Annotated in this window: 14 protein-coding genes and 1 pseudogene; 10 read left to right on the top strand and 5 right to left on the bottom strand. The window is 59.7% G+C overall.

What is annotated here, in order from left to right:
* Nucleotides 1-58: 58 nt before the first annotated feature.
* From lptF to ACIPL2_RS18760, 5 genes are all read left to right on the top strand, one after another.
* Nucleotides 59-1,129 (top strand): LPS export ABC transporter permease LptF, encoded by a 1,071-nt coding sequence (gene lptF / locus ACIPL2_RS18780; protein WP_401358489.1) that lies wholly within the window; start codon nt 59-61, stop codon nt 1,127-1,129.
* Complete coding sequence (lptG, locus tag ACIPL2_RS18775; protein WP_401358487.1) at nt 1,126-2,208, top strand: LPS export ABC transporter permease LptG; 1,083 nt, start codon at nt 1,126-1,128, stop codon at nt 2,206-2,208. The genes lptF and lptG overlap by 4 nt, the downstream gene beginning before the upstream one ends.
* A gap of 76 nt (nt 2,209-2,284) precedes the next feature.
* Complete coding sequence (locus ACIPL2_RS18770; RefSeq protein WP_401358486.1) at nt 2,285-3,469, top strand: CDP-alcohol phosphatidyltransferase family protein; 1,185 nt, start codon at nt 2,285-2,287, stop codon at nt 3,467-3,469.
* Nucleotides 3,462-4,436: a hypothetical protein gene (locus ACIPL2_RS18765; RefSeq protein ID WP_401358485.1), complete on the top strand. Its 975-nt coding sequence runs from the start codon at nt 3,462-3,464 to the stop codon at nt 4,434-4,436. Before ACIPL2_RS18770 ends, ACIPL2_RS18765 begins: the two co-directional genes overlap by 8 nt.
* 46 nt (nt 4,437-4,482) lie before the next feature.
* Nucleotides 4,483-5,319: a metallophosphoesterase family protein gene (locus tag ACIPL2_RS18760; RefSeq protein WP_401358483.1), complete on the top strand. Its 837-nt coding sequence runs from the start codon at nt 4,483-4,485 to the stop codon at nt 5,317-5,319.
* A 19-nt stretch (nt 5,320-5,338) separates the two neighbouring features.
* Here ACIPL2_RS18760 and ACIPL2_RS18755 read toward each other — a convergent pair whose 3' ends face one another.
* Nucleotides 5,339-6,148, bottom strand: a complete 810-nt coding sequence (locus ACIPL2_RS18755; RefSeq protein ID WP_401358482.1) for an NTP transferase domain-containing protein — start codon at nt 6,146-6,148, stop codon at nt 5,339-5,341.
* 96 nt (nt 6,149-6,244) lie between these two features.
* On the opposite strand from ACIPL2_RS18755, the gene ACIPL2_RS18750 reads away from it, so the two are divergent.
* Nucleotides 6,245-8,752: an ELM1/GtrOC1 family putative glycosyltransferase gene (locus ACIPL2_RS18750; protein ID WP_401358480.1), complete on the top strand. Its 2,508-nt coding sequence runs from the start codon at nt 6,245-6,247 to the stop codon at nt 8,750-8,752.
* Between the two features lie 148 nt (nt 8,753-8,900).
* On the opposite strand, the gene ACIPL2_RS18745 is transcribed toward ACIPL2_RS18750, so the two are convergent.
* A complete protein-coding gene (locus ACIPL2_RS18745; protein WP_401358479.1) occupies nt 8,901-9,581 on the bottom strand; it encodes a class I SAM-dependent methyltransferase in 681 nt (226 codons plus the stop codon).
* Between the two features lie 169 nt (nt 9,582-9,750).
* The gene (locus ACIPL2_RS18740; RefSeq protein ID WP_401358478.1) at nt 9,751-10,056 is read right to left on the bottom strand and encodes a hypothetical protein; all 306 of its coding nucleotides are present in this window, start codon (nt 10,054-10,056) and stop codon (nt 9,751-9,753) included.
* 253 nt (nt 10,057-10,309) lie between these two features.
* Here ACIPL2_RS18740 and ACIPL2_RS18735 point away from each other — a divergent pair, with 253 nt between their 5' ends.
* The 3 genes and pseudogenes from ACIPL2_RS18735 to ACIPL2_RS18725 all read left to right on the top strand — a co-directional run bounded on the left by ACIPL2_RS18735 (nt 10,310) and on the right by ACIPL2_RS18725 (nt 12,234).
* A complete protein-coding gene (locus ACIPL2_RS18735) occupies nt 10,310-10,996 on the top strand; it encodes a response regulator transcription factor (protein ID WP_401358477.1) in 687 nt (228 codons plus the stop codon).
* A gap of 334 nt (nt 10,997-11,330) precedes the next feature.
* A pseudogene (locus ACIPL2_RS18730) lies at nt 11,331-11,822 on the top strand (sensor histidine kinase); the annotation flags it as partial.
* A 145-nt stretch (nt 11,823-11,967) separates the two neighbouring features.
* Nucleotides 11,968-12,234 carry a FecR/PupR family sigma factor regulator gene (locus ACIPL2_RS18725; RefSeq protein ID WP_401358475.1) on the top strand — a complete coding sequence of 89 codons (267 nt, stop codon included), beginning with the start codon at nt 11,968-11,970 and terminating at the stop codon, nt 12,232-12,234.
* A 48-nt stretch (nt 12,235-12,282) separates the two neighbouring features.
* Here ACIPL2_RS18725 and ACIPL2_RS18720 read toward each other — a convergent pair whose 3' ends face one another.
* The gene (locus tag ACIPL2_RS18720) at nt 12,283-15,306 is read right to left on the bottom strand and encodes an FAD-binding and (Fe-S)-binding domain-containing protein (protein ID WP_401358474.1); all 3,024 of its coding nucleotides are present in this window, start codon (nt 15,304-15,306) and stop codon (nt 12,283-12,285) included.
* 159 nt (nt 15,307-15,465) lie between these two features.
* On the opposite strand from ACIPL2_RS18720, the gene ACIPL2_RS18715 reads away from it, so the two are divergent.
* Entirely contained in the window at nt 15,466-16,350 is an 885-nt protein-coding gene (locus tag ACIPL2_RS18715) for a LysR substrate-binding domain-containing protein (RefSeq protein ID WP_401358472.1), read from the top strand.
* A 3-nt stretch (nt 16,351-16,353) separates the two neighbouring features.
* On the opposite strand, the gene ACIPL2_RS18710 is transcribed toward ACIPL2_RS18715, so the two are convergent.
* Entirely contained in the window at nt 16,354-17,898 is a 1,545-nt protein-coding gene (locus tag ACIPL2_RS18710; RefSeq protein ID WP_401358471.1) for an amidase family protein, read from the bottom strand.
* Nucleotides 17,899-17,948: the final 50 nt, after the last annotated feature.

Raw genomic sequence — 17,948 nt, 5'->3', positions numbered from 1 at the left:
AAAGGTCCACCAGCGCCAGAGCGCATTGCGGTCGCTGCGAAAAATCAAGGCATGTGGCATGTTCCTGATCGAACGCTACGTCATCGCAGAGACCGGGCGGCCGGTTCTGGTGATGGTCAGCATTTTGGTGTTCATCTTTGCCAGCTATTCGGCGGAGCGTTATCTCGCTGAGGCGGCCATGGGCACGCTCGGCTTGCCGGCGGTGCTGGACATGGTGTTCTACAAGGTCCTGATTGCCCTCGAAGTGCTGGTGCCCGTTGCGTTGTATGCCTCGGTGTCCATCGCGGTCGGCCGCCTGTGCCATGATTCCGAAATCACTGCGATAGCCGCTTCGGGCGCCAGTCCACTGCGGATTTACCGGGCTATCCTGCTGCTGGCAGTGCCGATCTCGCTGGCCGTGGCCATGCTTTCGCTCTACGGGCGTCCCTGGGCCTATACGCAGGCCTACGCCCTTGAACAGCAATCCAAAACCGACCTGGACGTCAATCACCTGCTGCCGCAACGGTTCAATCTGAACGACGATAACGGCAGGATGATTCTGGCCGAGCGGATCGACCGAAGCGACGGCAGGCTGCACGATGTGCTGATCTATGACCCGGGTGCAAGAACCCGCGTATTTCGCGCGGATGAAGCCCGCATCCTGAACCCCGATCCAGACGATCCGATCGTGGAGCTCAAGCAAGGCCACTCCTATTGGCTCCAGCACAATGCAACACGCGACATATCAGAAACGTTTGCCAGCATGCGCCTTCATCTGCAACCCATTGAGCAGAGCGCGGACGTCAAGCGCAAGGCCTCGTCCAGCAAAACGCTCAAGGCGTCCGACGCCCTCCAGGACCAGGCCGAATTACAATGGCGCGAGACCCGAGGCCTGAGCGCGACGGTGCTTGCACTGCTCGCCATCCCGTTGAGCCGCACCCGACCCAGGCAGGGACGATTCTCCACCCTGCTGCCGGTGACCGCCGTCTTCGCCCTGGTCTTCTATGCCGGGGACATCTGCAAGACAATGGTGGGTAACAACACACTGCCCTTATTCCCGGGGATGTGGACAGTGCCGCTGCTGATGAGCCTGGCCCTGCTGGTGTTTATCGCTCGCGACCTCACCAGTTTCCGGTTCGGCTACCGATGAAAATCGTCGATCGCTACATTACCCGTCATGTGTTCTTCGGCTTCGCGGCAGCGGCGGCGCTGCTGCTGCCGCTGTTCACCACCCTCGACCTGGTGGGTGAACTGGACGACGTGACACCCGGTGGGTACCGGTTGGACCAGGCCATCGAAGTGGTATTGATGACGCTGCCACGCCGTGCGGTCGAACTGGGCCCGTTCATTGCGCTGCTTGGCGGCATTGCCGCGCTCGGTCAATTGTCGGCCACCCAGGAGCTGACCATCCTGCGCGCCACCGGGCTGTCGATTGCCCGGATCAGCTGCACGGCGATGCTGGCCGGGCTGGTGCTGGCGGTGGCCTGGGGCGCGCTGGATGAATGGGTGGCCTCGCCACTGCAGCAAAATGGCCTGGAACTGCGATCTGAAGCCATAGCGGCGGGCGCGAAGGCCAGCAACGATCAAGGCAGTCTGTGGGCTCGACAGGACGATCAGGTCGTTCGCATCGGCAAGCTGGAGCACAAGCGCTTGCCCACGGACATTGAAATTTTCAGGTTTGGCAAAGACCGCTCCCTGACGTCCTACACCTTTGCACAAACGGCAGACATTCAGGACGCAGGCATGTGGCGCCTGAACAATGTGCAAGTGAAACGCTGGGACCAGGGCACTGAAACGGCGGAACAACTCGATCATCTTCCTTGGCATTCGATATTCGGCGGATCAAGATTGGGCGACATCACGCTGCCGACCGACAGCCTTTCCGCGCGCCAGCTGTACCGTTACGTCGAATATCTCAAAGCCTCGGGCCAGCCTTGGGCGCAGTACGAAATGGCCATGTGGCAGAAGCTCGGGCGACCGATCCTGACCCTGGCGATGATATTGCTGGCGATCCCGTTTGCCGTTTCACAACCCCGCTCGCCCGGCCTCGGTGCCCGGCTTGCCGTGGGTGCGCTGATCGGGCTGCTGGTCTATGTCAGCAACCAAATCATTGTGAACCTTGGATTGCTGCTGAAGCTCAACACGTTAATCACCACCTTGGGGCCCGCCGTGTTTTTGCTGGGAGTGGCTATTGTCATCGTGGTTTACCTGGACCGGGGCCGTCGCTGAAACCGCACAGGCTCGTTCTACGGATGAGACGCTGCGGCCCTCCTTTTCACCAATCAGACTCGACGCAGGCATAACAATGAAAACACCTGTCTATCTGCTCCACAGCTGCCCGGTACGGCTCTGGGACCTGACGTCCAGGGAGCGCCTGGGTCGAATGCTGGCAAAGATACCCAACGCCCGCCTCTGCGACGCAGACGAACCCTTGCCGGCGCAAGGTGAAGTCGTCTTGCTGCGCGAGGATTACCTTTACGACGACCGCGTGCTCCGGGGCCTGATGGAGATGCACGAGGTCGCGTTAAAGGATCCCCGAACCGACACTATCGTCGCCGTCCATGCCAGCGTCGATCGACTGGCGCACCAGGCCAGCCTGGACAGTGCGGCGGTCGCCGAACTGCGCACAGTGGTTCCTGACAGCGTGGCCACCTCGATTCAGATTCAACTGCGTAAGTTCGATCCTCCGTGGGTCGCGCGGATAACGCCTGACAACCAGGCGTACTTGAGCAAGTCATTGTTCAACGGTTCCTACAAAGGTGTGACCGACTTCATCACCCGGGGCATCTGGCCCATACCCGCGCACTGGGCCACGGTCTGGTGCGTGCGGTGGGGGCTGAGCCCCAATCAGGTGACTGCGGCCAGTTATGTGCTGGCCATCGCGGCAGGCTTTCTGTTCTGGCATGGGCTGTTCGGTGCGGGACTGTTGGCTGGCTGGTTGATGACGTTTCTGGACACGGTCGATGGCAAACTGGCGCGCGTCACCGTGACGTCGACCCGATTCGGCAACATTTTCGACCACGGCCTGGACCTGATTCACCCACCGCTCTGGTATTTCGCGTGGGGGATCGGGCTTGAAGCGACCTGGCAGCTGGATGTCTCTCTCAACCTGGTGCTCTGGTTGATGTTCGTGGGCTATGTCGCAGGTCGGCTGTGCGAAGGCGCCTTCAAGTTCGTCGCGCCCTTCTCACTGTTTCTCTGGCGGCCCTTCGATTCGATCAACAGGCTCGTCACGGCGCGGCGTAATCCCAACCTGCTGATTCTGACCTGGTCGTGGGCGGTTGACGCCGATGACATGGGACTGGTTCTCGTGGCGGTGTGGACGTGCGTCTCGACGCTGATTCTGGGTGTGCGCACGGTTTCGGCTCTGCTGTTGAAGCGCCGCGGACACCCGGTGCAGCCCTGGCTTAGCCGGATCGACATGGCCACCGAGCGCGATCGTTTGATCGTCCGGCTGTTTGCGCCCCGTTCGGGCCTCAACGATGCATAGCGCCCCAGGGCGCTCGACAGGCCGCGAAGTGCCCGCGGACCTGCTGGAACACATCAGGGCGCAGTGCTCGCTGCCGGTGCCCGAGCATCTGGATGGCCTCGTCCAGGCGTTGCGCACACGCCTGGGCGGCGCATTGGCGGCGCTGCTGTTCCACGGTTCATGCTTGCGCGATGGCAACCTCGGCGATGGCATGATCGACATGTATGCACTGGTCGACAGCTACGCTCACGCTCATCAAAAGCGCTTGGCACAGCTGTCCAATGCCTGGCTGCCCCCCACCGTGATTCTCGTCAGGGTCAATGCGCCCGATGGGCGGAAACTGCAGGCCAAATGCGCCATCGTGTCGTTGCAGGATTTCGAGGCGGGTACCGATTCATGGTTTCAAAGCTATCTCTGGGCCCGTTTCGCCCAGCCGTCACGGCTGGTGTATTTCAAGGACCCGGCTACGCAGCATCGTATTTGCCTGGCATTGGCGCGCGCCGTGATCACGCTGATCAGCCGCTGTATTGCCATGCTCCCGGATCAATTCGACAGCTTTACCCTGTGGGAAAAGGCCCTGACGCTGGCGTATGGCGCCGAGTTGCGGCCCGAGCCAGCCGATCGCCCCGGGCAGTTGGTCCGGCATGACAGGGCCTATTATTCGCGCATCACCCGCGCCGCCGCCCCCGCCGTGAAGCACCTTGAATGTACGGGCGAAGAGGATCGCTATCGCAACCTGTGCCCGGCATCTATGCGCCGGCGCAATGCGCTGCTGTGGCGATTCAGGCGAGTTCAGGGCAGGACCTTGAACGTGGCGCGGCTGGTCAAATCCTTCTACACCTTCGAAAACGGTGTCGACTACCTGATCTGGAAGCTCGAACGCCATCTGGATGAGCCTATCGTCGTGACTCAGCGGCTGCGCCGTTACCCGCTGGTGTTCGGCTGGCCGTTGCTCTGGCGACTGCTGAGAAGCCGTCGTCTACGCTGATGAAGTTGCACCTGAAATCGCCTCGTATAAAGGACACCTTGTGACCATGACCCAACTTCTGCATATCTCCGATACGCATTTCGGTACCGAGCAGATGCCGGTCATGCAAGCCTTGGAAGCGCACGTCATCGAGCATGGCGCCGACCTGGTCATACTGTCCGGCGATATCACACAACGGGCGAGAAATGCCCAGTACGCCTCAGCCCAGGCGTTCATCAATCGCCTCAAAAACCATGGTATTCCTCAGGTGTTGGCGATACCCGGCAACCACGATATCCCCATGTTCAATCTGTTCGCGCGATTGTTTTCACCCTACGGCTACTACCGTCGGTACATCGACAGCAACCTCGCGCCGGTTTTCGAGAACGACGATGCATTGATCATCGGGTTGAATACAACGCACCCCAAGCGGCGAAAAGACGGCAAGGTCACTGAGCGGCAGATTGAGGAAGTGGCTGAGCGGCTGCACAATTGCGACCCGAAAAAGCTGCGCATTGTCGTGGCTCACCAGCCGTTCGGCTCCATCGTCGCCTCGGACCTGCGCAACCTGCAGATTGGCGCAAGGGCCGCACTGGAACGTTGGGCAGCCTCAGGTCTGGATCTGGTGATGGGTGGGCATATTCATCTTCCCTATGTACTGCCACTCAGCACTCAATATGCCGGGCTGGCCAAGGAAATCTGGCTCGTGCAAGCGGGCACCACGCTCTCGTCACGGTTACGCGGCAGCATCCCCAATTCCTTCAACCGCATCCATCTGGATCAACAGACCAGGCAGGTCACCGTCGAGCGCTGGGACTATGCGGTCTCTGGCGCAACCTTTGTGCGACACGCCAATTTCCATTGTGACTGTTCACGGCTTGCCGCCGCGAAGCCGATCGGTTGAGCGGTTGTGGGTCGCCGGCCTAGGTTGGTACATCTTTGCCCTGAACGAAGAAGGGTTCTGCGCCATGTATTCGGCTTGCCCAAGGCCTGACCAACGCTCTCGCGGCCTCAAGGTCGGCAGGAAAGTCCAACTCACTCCAGCCCAGTCCTTGAATTGACTGGGCGAAGACCTGTCCGGTGGTCCCCGCCAAGTAATCGATGATGCTCAAATACCACTGCTGCAGGGCTTGCGGGCGATGCATGCTTTCTTCGAGCGCACTGCGAAAAAGTGCCCCGCCGCCGGTTTGAAAATGCATCATGCCGATAGATTCCCCATCGACACAATCGAGCGGAATCTGCTTACTGACGGCGCAAATCCGATCACCGTCGAGGCGGATTTTCATATCGTCGCTGTCATAGACCGGCTTTTTGTCGACCGCCAGGGTAATCGCCCTTGGCGCAGCTTCCAGCAGCCTCTCCAGCACCGGCAAGTCGAACAAGGTGTCGCCATTGAGCAGGATGAAATCGTCATCCATGACATGCCGCGCCATCCAGCAACTGGCCAGGTTATCGGCGACTTCAAAGAACGGGTTGAAAATCGTTGAAATAACGCCCGGGCCATAGTGGTCGTTCAACACCCGTTCGACCTGGTCGGCCCCGTAGCCGACCACCGCGGTGATCCGCGTTATCCCGGCCGCCAACAAGGCATCGATTTGCCATTCAATGACCCGCTGCCCACCGACCTCGATCAGGCATTTGGGAGAATTCGTCGTATACGGAAGGAGTCGCCGCCCCTGGCCGGCACTCAAGATGATGGCGCCTGTTCGTGTGCGTCGTTCGAATTGACCCATGTCTCCCAGGCTCCTCAGGTTAAGGATTGGATTGCCAGGAACCCCAACGATCATCAAGGGTTTGCTTGCAAGACTAGATCAATACCTGAACTTGGCGTGTCCTTTCGACACCCGGCCATCGCCTGGATCAAGAAATGCATTGAGGGGCAATTCGTTCTCGCCGTCTGCCAATTACCTTCTATGCTTCTGAGCAGTACTTTTTCCGAGGAACTGCCAATGCGCCGCGGAATCCAGTCGTGGCTGAAAAGTTCGTTGCCGTCATCCTCCAGCATCGATGCCCGCCACCCGGTTGTCGGGTGCGGCACCGGGGCGCCGGTCGCGATTCCCCGTATCGAGCCAATCGTATTGGCAGCCCGCGCCGGCGCGCCGCAGGCACCGGCAGTGCGGATATTTCTGGGCACCGAACCTGCGCAATACCGAGCCGAGCGCATTTTTGTCTATGCGCTGGCACACGTGCGAAACCCGGACCGCCGTTATGAGATTTACCGGATGACCAGCCTGCCCGGATTCGTCCAGACGGATTGGCGTACAGGCTTCACCAATTACCGCTTCGCTATCCCGGACCTCGCGGGGCGCCATGGTCGCGCGCTCTACAACGACGTCGATCAGATCTACACCGCCGACCCGGCTCCCTTGTTCGACCAACCGATGGGCGAGCATGGCTACTTGGCGCTGTCTCCCAAGGAGACCGCGGTCATGCTCATCGACTGCGAGCGGATGCACCAATGCTGGAACATGGAAGGTGCAGCCACTCAACGCAAAAAAACCCTGCATGCCCTGGCGGCCGCGATACCCGACTGCTGGGGAACACTGGATGCTGTCTGGCACGCCCGGGACATGGAATATAAGCATGGTGAATCCCGGCTCTTGCATTACACCACGCTGCATTTACAGCCCTGGCGACCGCTGCCCGCCCAGTACAGCTACCTGATCCATCCTTACGCCGAATTTTTTCTCAGCCTTGAACAGGCGGCCGATGCGACCGGGTATGAGCTCTACACGGCCGCTCAACCCAGCCCCGCGTTCATCCAGTCCTGCCGATCAACCATCACGCAGACGGCGCTGATCCCGGAGGACGTCAAGCAGCTGAGCCACACGCTGCGCACGACCACGATCGGCTTGATTGGGCCGTGGAAACAGACGGAAGCACTCGACCAGGAGATCAGGCACTACGAGATTACCCAACTGCGCCAGACCGATTTGCCCGGCCAGGATTTCATCGCGGCCCATGGCCTTGAAACGCTGCCGGCGGAAGATCTGCCCTGGGTTGTGGATCGCCTGTTCAGCCTGGCCACCCGCTTGCTGTACATCCAGGCCAAAGTGAGCCGTGACGGTTCGATGATCAGCTCCGTCGCCGGCTGGCGCAGACTCCTGCACCGCGTGGCGCAGCGCTATCCGGATCGTTGCTGGAGGCTCGATTGCGAGGATGAAACAGGACACACCCATCGCTTCGTCGCCGACTTTGCGTTGCAGGCTCAGACGGCCGAGAGTCCGAAAATCTGGGTCCTGTTGAGTCAACATGCCGGCGATAACGCGCAGCTACTGGCCATGGCCGACGCACTGCCCTGGCCTTACGAATGCAAGCGCATCGCCGTCAAACCTCGCCCTTACCTGCTGGACGCTTTATTCGGGCCCCTGTCGCCCCGAAGCCCGATACCAGGCCTGAGCGAGCCCTGGCCTGACATGGTCTTGAGTTCGGGGCGGCGTTGCGCGCAGGTTGCCCAATGGATCAAACAGCGCTCCGCCGGGAAGACACGACTCGTCCATGTCGGGCGCGCCCAAGCCCCGTTGTGGCGCTTCGACCTCGTCCTGTCGACCCCGCAATACGGCCTTGCGCTGAACGACAATGTGGTGGATCTACCGGCCCCTTACATAAACCCCAGGTCCCTGAACCCGCCGCAACTGGAGCGTTGGCGCCAGCAATTCGCCGACTTGCCTCGACCCTGGGTAGCGGTTCTCGTGGGCGCCAGCAGCACACCCTATTGCCTGGACCCGAGCGCGGGCGCTCGGCTCGGCACTGAAGCCGCTGCGGCGGTCAAGGCACTGGGGGGTTCGATTTTGTTGTCGAGCAGTCCGCGCTCCTCCGCGAAGACCCTCGATGCGATACGGTCGGCCATCGACGTCCCATGCTTTTGTTACCGATTCGATGGCGCGCAAGACAATCCTTATCCCGCGTTTCTGGCGCTGGCGGATCGCTTTATCGTCACCGGCGACAGCCTTTCAATGCTGACCGAGGCGTGCATGACAGGGCGTCCCGTCGCGGTATTCCCTTTGCCGATCCAACGCAAGGGCAAAGCCCGGCTCCGTCACGCGCTGGAGCAGCGACTGGGGGTGATCGAGCGGACCTTGAGTGCGCGCGGGACGCCCAGGCAGCAGGATCGCTTGGCAAGGCTCTATTTCAAACTGGTGTCGGCCGGAGTCATACGACGGGAACGGCAGTTCGACCAGGCCCATATCGCGCTCGGCGTCAGCCCGTTGCCACAGGGCCTCGACCAACCGCCGACGCTCTCCACGCAGTTACTGGAAAACGCCCGCGAACGTGCCATCAGCGCCATTCGCGGCTTGATGACCGGAGAACGTTCTTGCGGCGCAAGCCGAGAGTGAAGGCTGGCGTTTACGTTGGCCCTCTCAAACCCCTGTCGGCAAGCGGGCTGATTGCAACAACCACAATCATCGTTATGTCACGCTCAGCTCTACGCCGCAGTTGCGTTGTTCGGCTTGCACCGAGACAGCCGGGCACCTCGCCCAGCGCTTAAATCTTGCGCAGGACGTAAACACGCCACATTGCATACAGCGGGATAAAGTCCGACTTGCTGTCAATGACGAAACCGGCCTGCTTGAACTCAGCCTCTGCGACGGATTGAGGAATAACAAACCTGTTCTGGTATTCAGTCTGCTCGCCCCTGGCCTTACGCCGCTGTTCGTGGCGCTTGCGCTTCCATGACTTGAAGTTTCCATCGACCCACATCGACAGGATGACGGTGTCGCGCGTGACCCTGTGAAACTCTCGCAGCATCGCCAATCGATGCGCAGATTCACCAATGTGATGAATCAACCGCATGCTGAAAATACTGTCGACTGAATTAGCCGGCAGATCGATGGCAAACGCAGAAGTCTCAAGTGGCTTCACACGCTTGACGATGTCGGCGGGTTGGTTCTCAAGTGCAGTGTTAATCATGTCCGGCGAATTATCGGCGCCAATGATGATTCGATTAGGGTTTTCTGCGAGCAAAGGCCAGAACCGCCCTGCACCGCATGGAAGGTCGAGAACCAGCCCTGGGTCTCCTGCCTTGTGTAACGCCGCGCGCGCCATCTGAACATCCCGATAATGGGACAACTTGCGTGACAGACCATCCTGATGCTTCAGGTAGTACTGTTTCGCGTGATCTTTATCGTATTTTTCGGAAAATTTAAGTTTGACAGGGGCGCTCATTGGCGTTCTCCAGTGGCCAGACTTTCAGGTTAATCACCTGCCTGTCGCTGGAAGGTCAACGAGATGTGAATTTTCCGTAAAACAGACTCTAAGGCCGGCCAAATGCTAGTCTTGCGCGCATTGTTGTTGCGGTCTAAGCCCGGCGACAGAATTGATTTTTCCCTTCTTGTCAGGGTCGATTCTTTACATAGCGCTGGACCCATTGCATGCCCGCAATCGGCAATCCTATCCCTGTAATACACAGACTCCAGATCAAGCCTTCGGCACCGAAGGCAATCAACGCCCCACCTATAAACGTCGCGGGCAACAGCGGGAACAAGACAATACAAATCATCAATGCGTGAGCACCCAAGAGACGTTTCAAGCGCCCCTTGGCATTGAAAATGCAGACCATCCAAAACAGCGCCCAAAAAGCAATGGTCGCCAAATAAAGGGCTAGATGAAGCAAATCCCCCACCATTCCGTATCCATGCATACCCACTTCTCCTTTTTAAAATGCGCTCTTACTGCTCACCGTCTCAAGCGTAGCCATTGTGCTAAATAACGGTTTGTCACCCCCAATGTGAGCGCGAAAAGTTTACTCGAATCATTCGCTAGCGGCCGCTGAAACGCGGCAGAATACAAGATTGAGGCTTTCCCGCGTATATCGTGACCCGAAAGGAAGATCCACTTTCCCTCCACGATAGTCAGAGATTGTCCAACTTGATGAGACGCCCAAAGGCTATGCAATGAAGATATTGATTATCGAGGACAACCGCGACATTCACGACAATCTGATGGAGTTTTTCGCGCTCAAGGGCCACGCCGTCGAAGGCGCACTGGATGGACTCAGCGGGCTTCATCTAGCCGCTTCGAAAGAGTTCGATGCCATTGTTCTGGATGTCATGCTCCCGGGCATCGACGGCAACCAGATCTGCCGAAGTTTGCGCGAGCATTCAAAATCCGACATTGCCATTGTGATGTTGAGCGCACGAGACCAACTGGAAGATCGCCTGGCCGGTTTCAAGGTCGGCGCTGACGACTTCGTCACCAAGCCCTTTGCCATGTCCGAGATTCTTGCCAGGATCGAAGCCGTCGTATCACGCCGCGTTGGCAAAATGAATCGGACGATGGTTGTGGCCGATCTGCAATTCAATTTAGACACCATGGAAATCTCTCGCGCCGGCATCCCCATCAAGTTGAATCCTACGTGCATGAAACTCTTGGAAACCCTCATGCGCAGAAGCCCGCATGTTGTCAAACGGACCGAACTCGAGGATCTCATCTGGGGGCGACATCCAACGAGCAGCGACAGCCTTCGCAGTAATATCCACATGTTGAGACGCGCACTGGATAAAGCCTTTGAGGAACCACTGCTGCACACCGTACACGGGATTGGGTACAAGCTCTGCGCCCTGAACACTGCACTTCAATAGCCCCGGCCCGTGTCAGCTCAACGGTAAAACAACAGCCGTTGGGTTCAAGACTCGAGAGCGCCACTCGCCCGTTCTGCCTGTGACCGATTCGCTGAACCAGAGAAAGCCCTGTTCCGCCAATTTGTTTCCCCCAGGCTCAGCTAAGTTTCGTTGCATACCTTCTCTCCCGCGCGCATCGCGCGCTACCCACGAAATGCAGGACGAGACCTTGCGTCAGGTGGCCGTCTTGTTTGATCCACAGCAGATGACCCTGCACTATCGCGCAGGTAATGCGGTCGATGACGACAACGAAGAGTCCCGGGTCATCGTGCAATACCTGGCCGACGGCAGCAACGATCAACTGTTGACTCTGGCAACCGCACAATCGAACGCGGACCGACCACAGACAGCCGTTTCAGTCCATGAAGTCTATCGACGTGTATTGGAAGATTTATTACCCCTGGCAGAACGCAAACACATCGACATTGGCGTCGAGAGTGTCGAGGACGTGCAGGTCACCCTTAACGAAACGGACCTGTTAATCCTGGTCAGGAATCTGGTGGACAATGCTATCCGATACACGCCCCATGGCGGACGGATCGACCTTTCGGTCGAGCGGGAACAAGAGGCCGCAATCCTGCAGGTCGAGGACTCAGGCCCAGGTATCACGGCAGAGGAACAATCGCGTGTGTTCGATCCGTTTTATCGCTGCCTGGGCACTGATGAAGCAGGCTCCGGGTTGGGCCTTTCGATCGTCAAAGCGATAGCCGATCGTACGGGAACACGCGTTCGATTAAGTTACGCGGACGAGATGAACAAGCGTGGATTATGTGTTTCGGTAGAGTGAAACAGGCAAGCGTTGAATCCCCTGTGCAGGGCTGACTTCACGCTCCTGATTCACTGAACGACCACGACAATGTCTACTTCTTTTTGACGTTTTTTTACCAAACTGCCTCGTAGAGTGGCCTGCCCAGCCATACAGGTAGCTGCCAATGACACCGCCACACCCTTGCGCGTTGGACGACGAAATCCTCACTCAAGCCGCCCATTGGTGCATGCGGTTGCAGGATGACACCTGTACGACCGAAGAGCGTCTGGACTTTCAGAGGTGGATTCAAGACGATCCTCGCCACCCGTTCGAATACGCCAAAATGCTGGAGATCTGGGACCTCAGCGACGAACTGCCGAACAAGCAAAGCACATCGAAAAAGCTGCTGACCGACCCTTCGACTCCGCGTAACGGCGTCCGCAAAATGTAACTTGAAGGCACACGCTCGGCGGGCCCACCCGTTGCGGAATGAATGCAGCTACTTCACGCGCACATGCTCTAACACCACCTCCAGCGGATGACGCAGCTGCCTGTCGGCCAAGCGTTTCACCTGACTGCGGCAGGAATACCCCGTGGCCAGCGCCTCACCTTTTTTATCCAGCGCGCCGGACCATGACTGCTCGAAAATGGTCCGCGAGGTGGCCTGGTTTCGCGCTTCGTGGCCGTAGGTTCCGGACATGCCGCAGCAGCCGGTGGCCTCCGTCACCAGCGTGAGCCCTAGCCGGGCAAACACCGTTTGCCATTGCGCAGAACTGGCCGGGACATTGGTTTTCTCGGTGCAGTGCGCCAGCAAACGGAAGGTCTCGGTCGTGGTACGCGGATTTTCGGGCAATGCGTCGACGAGCCATTCCTGAGGCAGCAAGACCTTCGGGCAATCGTCGAGCCCCGGTACTTTCTGATATTCCTGGCGGTAGACCAGCGTCATCGCCGGGTCCAGCCCGACCAGCGCCACGCCGCAATCGGCGAGCGCCTTGAGCTGAGTGGCGTTGCGAATTGCTGCCTTGGCGAAGGCACCCAGGAAACCCTGCACGTGCAACGGCTTGCCGTTGGCGCTGTAAGGCGCCAAAAATACCCGGAAACCCAACTGATGCGCCAGCTCGATAAAGTTCGCCAGCAACGGGGTTTCGAAGTAACGGGTGAAGGCGTCCTGCACCAACACCACGCTGCGCTCACGTTGGGCCGCGGTCAGTTCGCGCAGGGCTGGCACGCTCGCGACCGCGACCTTGCAGCGGGTCATGGTGGCCTGCAAGTCATGGCGATGGATCAGCGGACTGTCGAGCATGCCGACTTGTCGCTCAAGCAGGCGGCTCACCCATTTCGAGCCCATCACCGCGTTGTACAGGCCCGGCGCACAGGCCATGTAGGGAATGGTGAACTCCAGCGAGCCGATCAGGTAGTCACGCAGCGGGCGCTGATAGCGACCGTGGTACAGCTCGAGAAAACGCGAGCGGAATTCCGGGACATTGACCTTGACCGGGCATTGCCCCGCACAGGATTTACAGGCCAGGCAGCCGGCCATCGCGTCGTAGACTTCATGGGAGAAATCCGCCTCGCCACGCGAGCGCGCCAGGTTATTGCGCAAGCGTTCCGGCAACCCGCTCAGCCACGCCAACTTGCCCCGCGCTGCTTGCAATACATCGACATTGGCCGCGCCTTGCAGGCGCAACCATTCGCGTATCAACGACGCCCTGCCCTTCGGCGAATGCTGGCGTTCACGGGTGGCTTTCCACGACGGGCACATCGCATCGTTGGGGTCGTAGGTGTAGCAAGCGCCGTTACCGTTGCAGTGCATCGCGGTACCGAAGCTTTGCCAGACGCGCTCGTCGATTTGCCGATCGAGATCACCGCGCAGCGTTACTTCATTGACCTTGAGCAAGCCTTGGGCGGCCTCCGGCGGAGTGCAGATTTTGCCGGGGTTGAGCTGATTGTGCGGGTCGAACGCGCCCTTGAGCGACTGCAACGCCGGGTACAGCTCGCCAAAAAACCCGGGCACGTATTCCGAGCGCAAACCCTTGCCGTGCTCGCCCCACAGCAGCCCACCGTAACGTTGGGTCAACTCGGCCACGGCATCGGAAATCGGCTTGACCAGCGCGGCCTGGGCCGGGTCTTTCATGTCCAGCGCCGGGCGCACGTGCAACACGCCGGCATCGACGTGGCCGAACATGCCATACGCCAGGTTATAGCTGTCGAGCAATGCACGGAACTCGGCGATGTAATCCGCCAGTTTTTCCGGCGGCACGGCGGTGTCTTCCACGAAAGGTTGCGGGCGAATCTCGCCGTCGACGTTACCCAGCAGCCCGACCGAACGCTTGCGCATGGTGTAGACACGGCTCACCGCGTCGGCCCCTTCAGCCAATGTGTGACCGAGGCGCTCGATGGTCGTGTCGGCTTGCAGATGTGCGACGAATGCCGCCACGCGCAGGTTCACTTCAGCCACGTCGTCGCCGCTGAACTCCACCAGATTGATCCCCAGCGTCGGGCACCCGGCATCGCTCGGGAAATACTCGGCAACGCTGTGCCAGACGATGTCTTTCATCGCCAGCAGCAACACCTTGGAGTCTACGGTTTCGATGGACAACGGCTTGTTCGCCAACAATGCATTGGCGTCACGCAGTGCATCCATGAAGCTGCCGTAACGCACGTTCACCAGCACCGAATACTTCGGGATGGGCAGCACGTTGAGCTTGGCCTCAACGATGTAACCCAACGAACCTTCCGCGCCGCACAGCACGCTGTTGAGGTTGAAACGCCCGTGTTCATCGCGCAGGTGCGCCAGGTCGTAGCCGGTCAGGCAGCGGTTGAGTTTGGGGAATACCGACTCGATCAGGTCGGCCTGGGTTTCCTGAATGTGCCGCGCCACCCGGTACACCTCGCCGATTCGACCGGGTTGCGCGCAGGCAACTTCCAGCTCCGCATCGGACAGCGGCTGGCTGTGCAGGTGCTCACCGCCGAGCAGTACGCTGTGCAATTCGAGAACGTGATCGCGGGTCTTGCCGTAGGTGCAACTGCCCTGGCCACTGGCGTCGGTGTTGATCATGCCGCCGACGGTGGCGCGATTGGACGTCGACAACTCCGGGGCGAAAAACAGACCATGAGGCTTGAGCGCGGCATTGAGCTGGTCCTTGACCACGCCCGCCTGCACCCGCACCCAGCGTTCGGCGACGTTGATTTCGAGGATGCTGTTCATGTGCCGCGACAGGTCGACCACGATGCCATCGGTCAATGACTGGCCGTTGGTGCCGGTGCCACCGCCGCGCGGGGTCAGTTTGATCTGGCGAAAGCGCGGTTCGGCCATCACGGTTGCAATGCGCGCGACGTCGTCTGCGTCCAGCGGGAATACCGCCGCTTGCGGCAGGCGCTGGTAAATCGAGTTGTCGGTCGCCAGCACGGTGCGGGTGGCGTAGTCGGCGCTAAGCTGGCCGCGAAAGCCGCTGGCACGCAGGGCTTGAAGGAATTCGGGGTAGTCTGCCGCGAGTGCAACGGTGGGCAACTGGGCGATCATCGCAGGCTGTTCTCTTGTCGGTCTAATCACGGGAAAAATCAAAACACTTGTCGCCTGAGCATTAATGGGTCAGCCTCAGGTCGTCGGCTACGCCAATGATCCTGCAGGTCCTGGCGTGGGACAAACGGATAATCCTGCCGCTATCGATGACTTTTACGAATGAATTACCGTCACCTCACCCCTTCGATGTCGTTGCTGCTGGCCTTTGAAGCCGCCGCCCGCCATGAGAGCTACACCCGCGCCGCGATGGAACTGTCGCTGACCCAAAGTGCCGTGAGCCGGCAGGTCCAGGCGCTGGAGCAGCAACTCGGTCTGACGCTGTTTCGCCGTGAAGGCCGGCAAGTGCAACTGACCGACGTCGGTCGCCTGTATCAGCGGGAAATGAGTGAAGCGCTCGGACGCATCCGCAGCGCCACGTTGCAGGCGATGGCCTATCAGTCCGGCAGCGGCACTTTGCGCCTGGCCACCTTGCCAACTTTCGGCTCGAAGTGGTTGTTGCCGCGCCTGCATGACTTCTACAAAACCCACCCCGGCATGCTGGTGCACATCAACTCGCGGATCGACGCCATCGACTTCGAAACCAGCGGCATCGATGCCGCCATCGTCGTGGGCAGCGCCGACGTGCCAGGGTTGATCAGCCATCGTTTGCACACCGAAGAACTGATGGTGATCATCTCTCCAGAAGCCGCCCAGGCCCATGACGCATGGACTCCGGAACGCATCGGCGGCCAGACGCTGCTCAACGTCGCCAGCAACGCCAACGTCTGGGGCGAGTGGTTCAGCCACCACCGCCTGCCCCATCGCATGATGCGGCTGGGGCCGAGTTTCGAACTCACCTCGCACTTGATCCAGGCCGTCCGGGCCGGCATCGGCATCGGCCTGGTGCCGCGAATCCTGGTGGCCGACGAGCTGGCCAACGCCGAGCTGATCAGCCTCGATCAGCCCTTCGCCAGCCAGCGCAGTTACTACCTGACCTATCCGCCGCGCAACGAAATGCTGCCGTCGCTGGTGGCGTTCCGTACCTGGTTGCTGCAACAGATCTAACGATCAGCGCCCGAGGAACGCGTAGCCAAAACCGACCACCTTGGCGTCTTCGCCGTAGCCGCCGAGGAACGAAACACCGACCGGCAGGTTGCCCTTGATGGTGCCGGCCGGAACGGTGATCTCGGGGAATCCGGTCGCGGAGGCAATGTACGACGAGGCGTAGGTATCGCCTGACTTGCACACGTAACTGTCATCGGTCACCCCGTGCACTACCGACGCCGGGCAATTGATCGTCGCGAAGAACAGGCTGTCGACGTTGTTCTGCTTCATGATGCCCATCAGTTGCTGGCGCAATTGCGGGATCTTCCGCGAGAGGATCGAGATGTACTGCGGCGAATCGGTGCTGGTGGCATTCGCGACTGTTTCCAGTCCGGCCAGGCGCGCCGGGTTCATGCCATGCGGTCCGTTTTGCGCCTGATTTTTCTTGGCCAGGTCGAGAAACTGCGCAAGCGTTCGCGGCTGGCTCGGGTTGAGGGTGGCCAGGTAACGTTCGAATTGCGGTTTGAATTCACTCTCGCCCACCGGGCCGAGTACGTCGCTCCATAGGGTTTCAAAGGCTTTGGGCAGCTCGATGGAGACAATGTGTGCACCGCGTGCGCCGAGGGTTTCCTGCGCCGACTTGAACACCGCATCCACTTCCGGGTTGGCGCCTTTGAAGTTAGTGATCACCCCAATGGTTTTGCCTTGCAGCGAGGTACGGCTCAGGGCGGTTTCGAACTGTATTTTGTCCGCGACAATGTCCAGGGTGGCTGGATCGGTGTTGTCCTGGCCCTTGATCGCGTCCAGCACGATGGCCTGATCCAGCACGCTGTTGGTAATGACGCCGCCGGTATCGAACGCGAGCGACAGCGGAATAATGCCGCTACGGCTGATCAGCCCCAGCGAAGGGCGAAACCCCACCGTACCGGTGACGCTGGCCGGTGCGCGGATCGAGCCGCTGGTGTCCGAGCCCAATGCAAACGGTGCAAAGGCTGCCGCCACCGCCGCCGCAGAACCGCTGCTGGAGCCCGACGCATCACGCCGGGTGTTTTTCGGATTCAGCGTTTGGCCGCCAAACGAGCTGTAGCCAAACCAGCCAAACGATGCGGCCAGTTCCGACAGGTTGGCTTTGCCCAGCAGAATCGCTTGGCCGTCGATCAGCTTCTTGACGGTGAACGCATCCTGGCTCGGCACCGACGAACGCAGCACGTAGGAACCGCCGGAGGTCACCATACCGGCGGTGTCAAAGTTGTCCTTCACCACGAACGGAATGCCGGCCAGTGGTGCGTACTGGGCAGTGGGGTTTTTCGCCCGTTGCGCATCCCACTTTCGGGCCTGATCGAGCGCCTGTTCATTGAGGGTCACCAGCGCATTGATCTTTTGGCCCTGATGATTGTTCGCCTGAATGTTATCCAGGTAGTGCTGGACCAGTTGCTCGGAACTGAGGGTCCCGTTATTCAACGCCTGACGCATATCGGCGAGGGTCATGCGCTCGATACCGTCATCCGCCTGAGCACTTGCCGCCAACACCAGCAACGAACACGCCACAAACTTTTTATTCAACTGCATGGGTAATTCTCCAGTAAGTACAGGCGAACGGAATGAGCTCAGGCCCCAGG

It is taken from the genome of Pseudomonas sp. NPDC086251 (assembly GCF_044746405.1).
Lineage (GTDB): Bacteria > Pseudomonadota > Gammaproteobacteria > Pseudomonadales > Pseudomonadaceae > Aquipseudomonas.
The sequence above is the reverse complement of the archived record's forward strand: the minus strand, read 5'-3'. Positions and strand labels throughout refer to the sequence as shown.

Bases quoted from the DNA above. Each gene is read 5' to 3' on its own strand.
- ACIPL2_RS18740 (WP_401358478.1), bottom strand. From the start codon at position 10,056: ATGCATGGATACGGAATGGTGGGGGATTTGCTTCATCTAGCCCTTTAT.
- ACIPL2_RS18770 (WP_401358486.1), top strand. From the start codon at position 2,285: ATGAAAACACCTGTCTATCTGCTCCACAGCTGCCCGGTACGGCTCTGG.
- ACIPL2_RS18720 (WP_401358474.1), bottom strand. From the start codon at position 15,306: ATGATCGCCCAGTTGCCCACCGTTGCACTCGCGGCAGACTACCCCGAA.
- ACIPL2_RS18710 (WP_401358471.1), bottom strand. From the start codon at position 17,898: ATGCAGTTGAATAAAAAGTTTGTGGCGTGTTCGTTGCTGGTGTTGGCG.
- ACIPL2_RS18715 (WP_401358472.1), top strand. From the start codon at position 15,466: ATGAATTACCGTCACCTCACCCCTTCGATGTCGTTGCTGCTGGCCTTT.
- ACIPL2_RS18765 (WP_401358485.1), top strand. From the start codon at position 3,462: ATGCATAGCGCCCCAGGGCGCTCGACAGGCCGCGAAGTGCCCGCGGAC.
- lptF (WP_401358489.1), top strand. From the start codon at position 59: ATGTTCCTGATCGAACGCTACGTCATCGCAGAGACCGGGCGGCCGGTT.
- ACIPL2_RS18760 (WP_401358483.1), top strand. From the start codon at position 4,483: ATGACCCAACTTCTGCATATCTCCGATACGCATTTCGGTACCGAGCAG.
- ACIPL2_RS18745 (WP_401358479.1), bottom strand. From the start codon at position 9,581: ATGAGCGCCCCTGTCAAACTTAAATTTTCCGAAAAATACGATAAAGAT.
- ACIPL2_RS18725 (WP_401358475.1), top strand. From the start codon at position 11,968: ATGACACCGCCACACCCTTGCGCGTTGGACGACGAAATCCTCACTCAA.
- ACIPL2_RS18755 (WP_401358482.1), bottom strand. From the start codon at position 6,148: ATGGGTCAATTCGAACGACGCACACGAACAGGCGCCATCATCTTGAGT.
- lptG (WP_401358487.1), top strand. From the start codon at position 1,126: ATGAAAATCGTCGATCGCTACATTACCCGTCATGTGTTCTTCGGCTTC.
- ACIPL2_RS18735 (WP_401358477.1), top strand. From the start codon at position 10,310: ATGAAGATATTGATTATCGAGGACAACCGCGACATTCACGACAATCTG.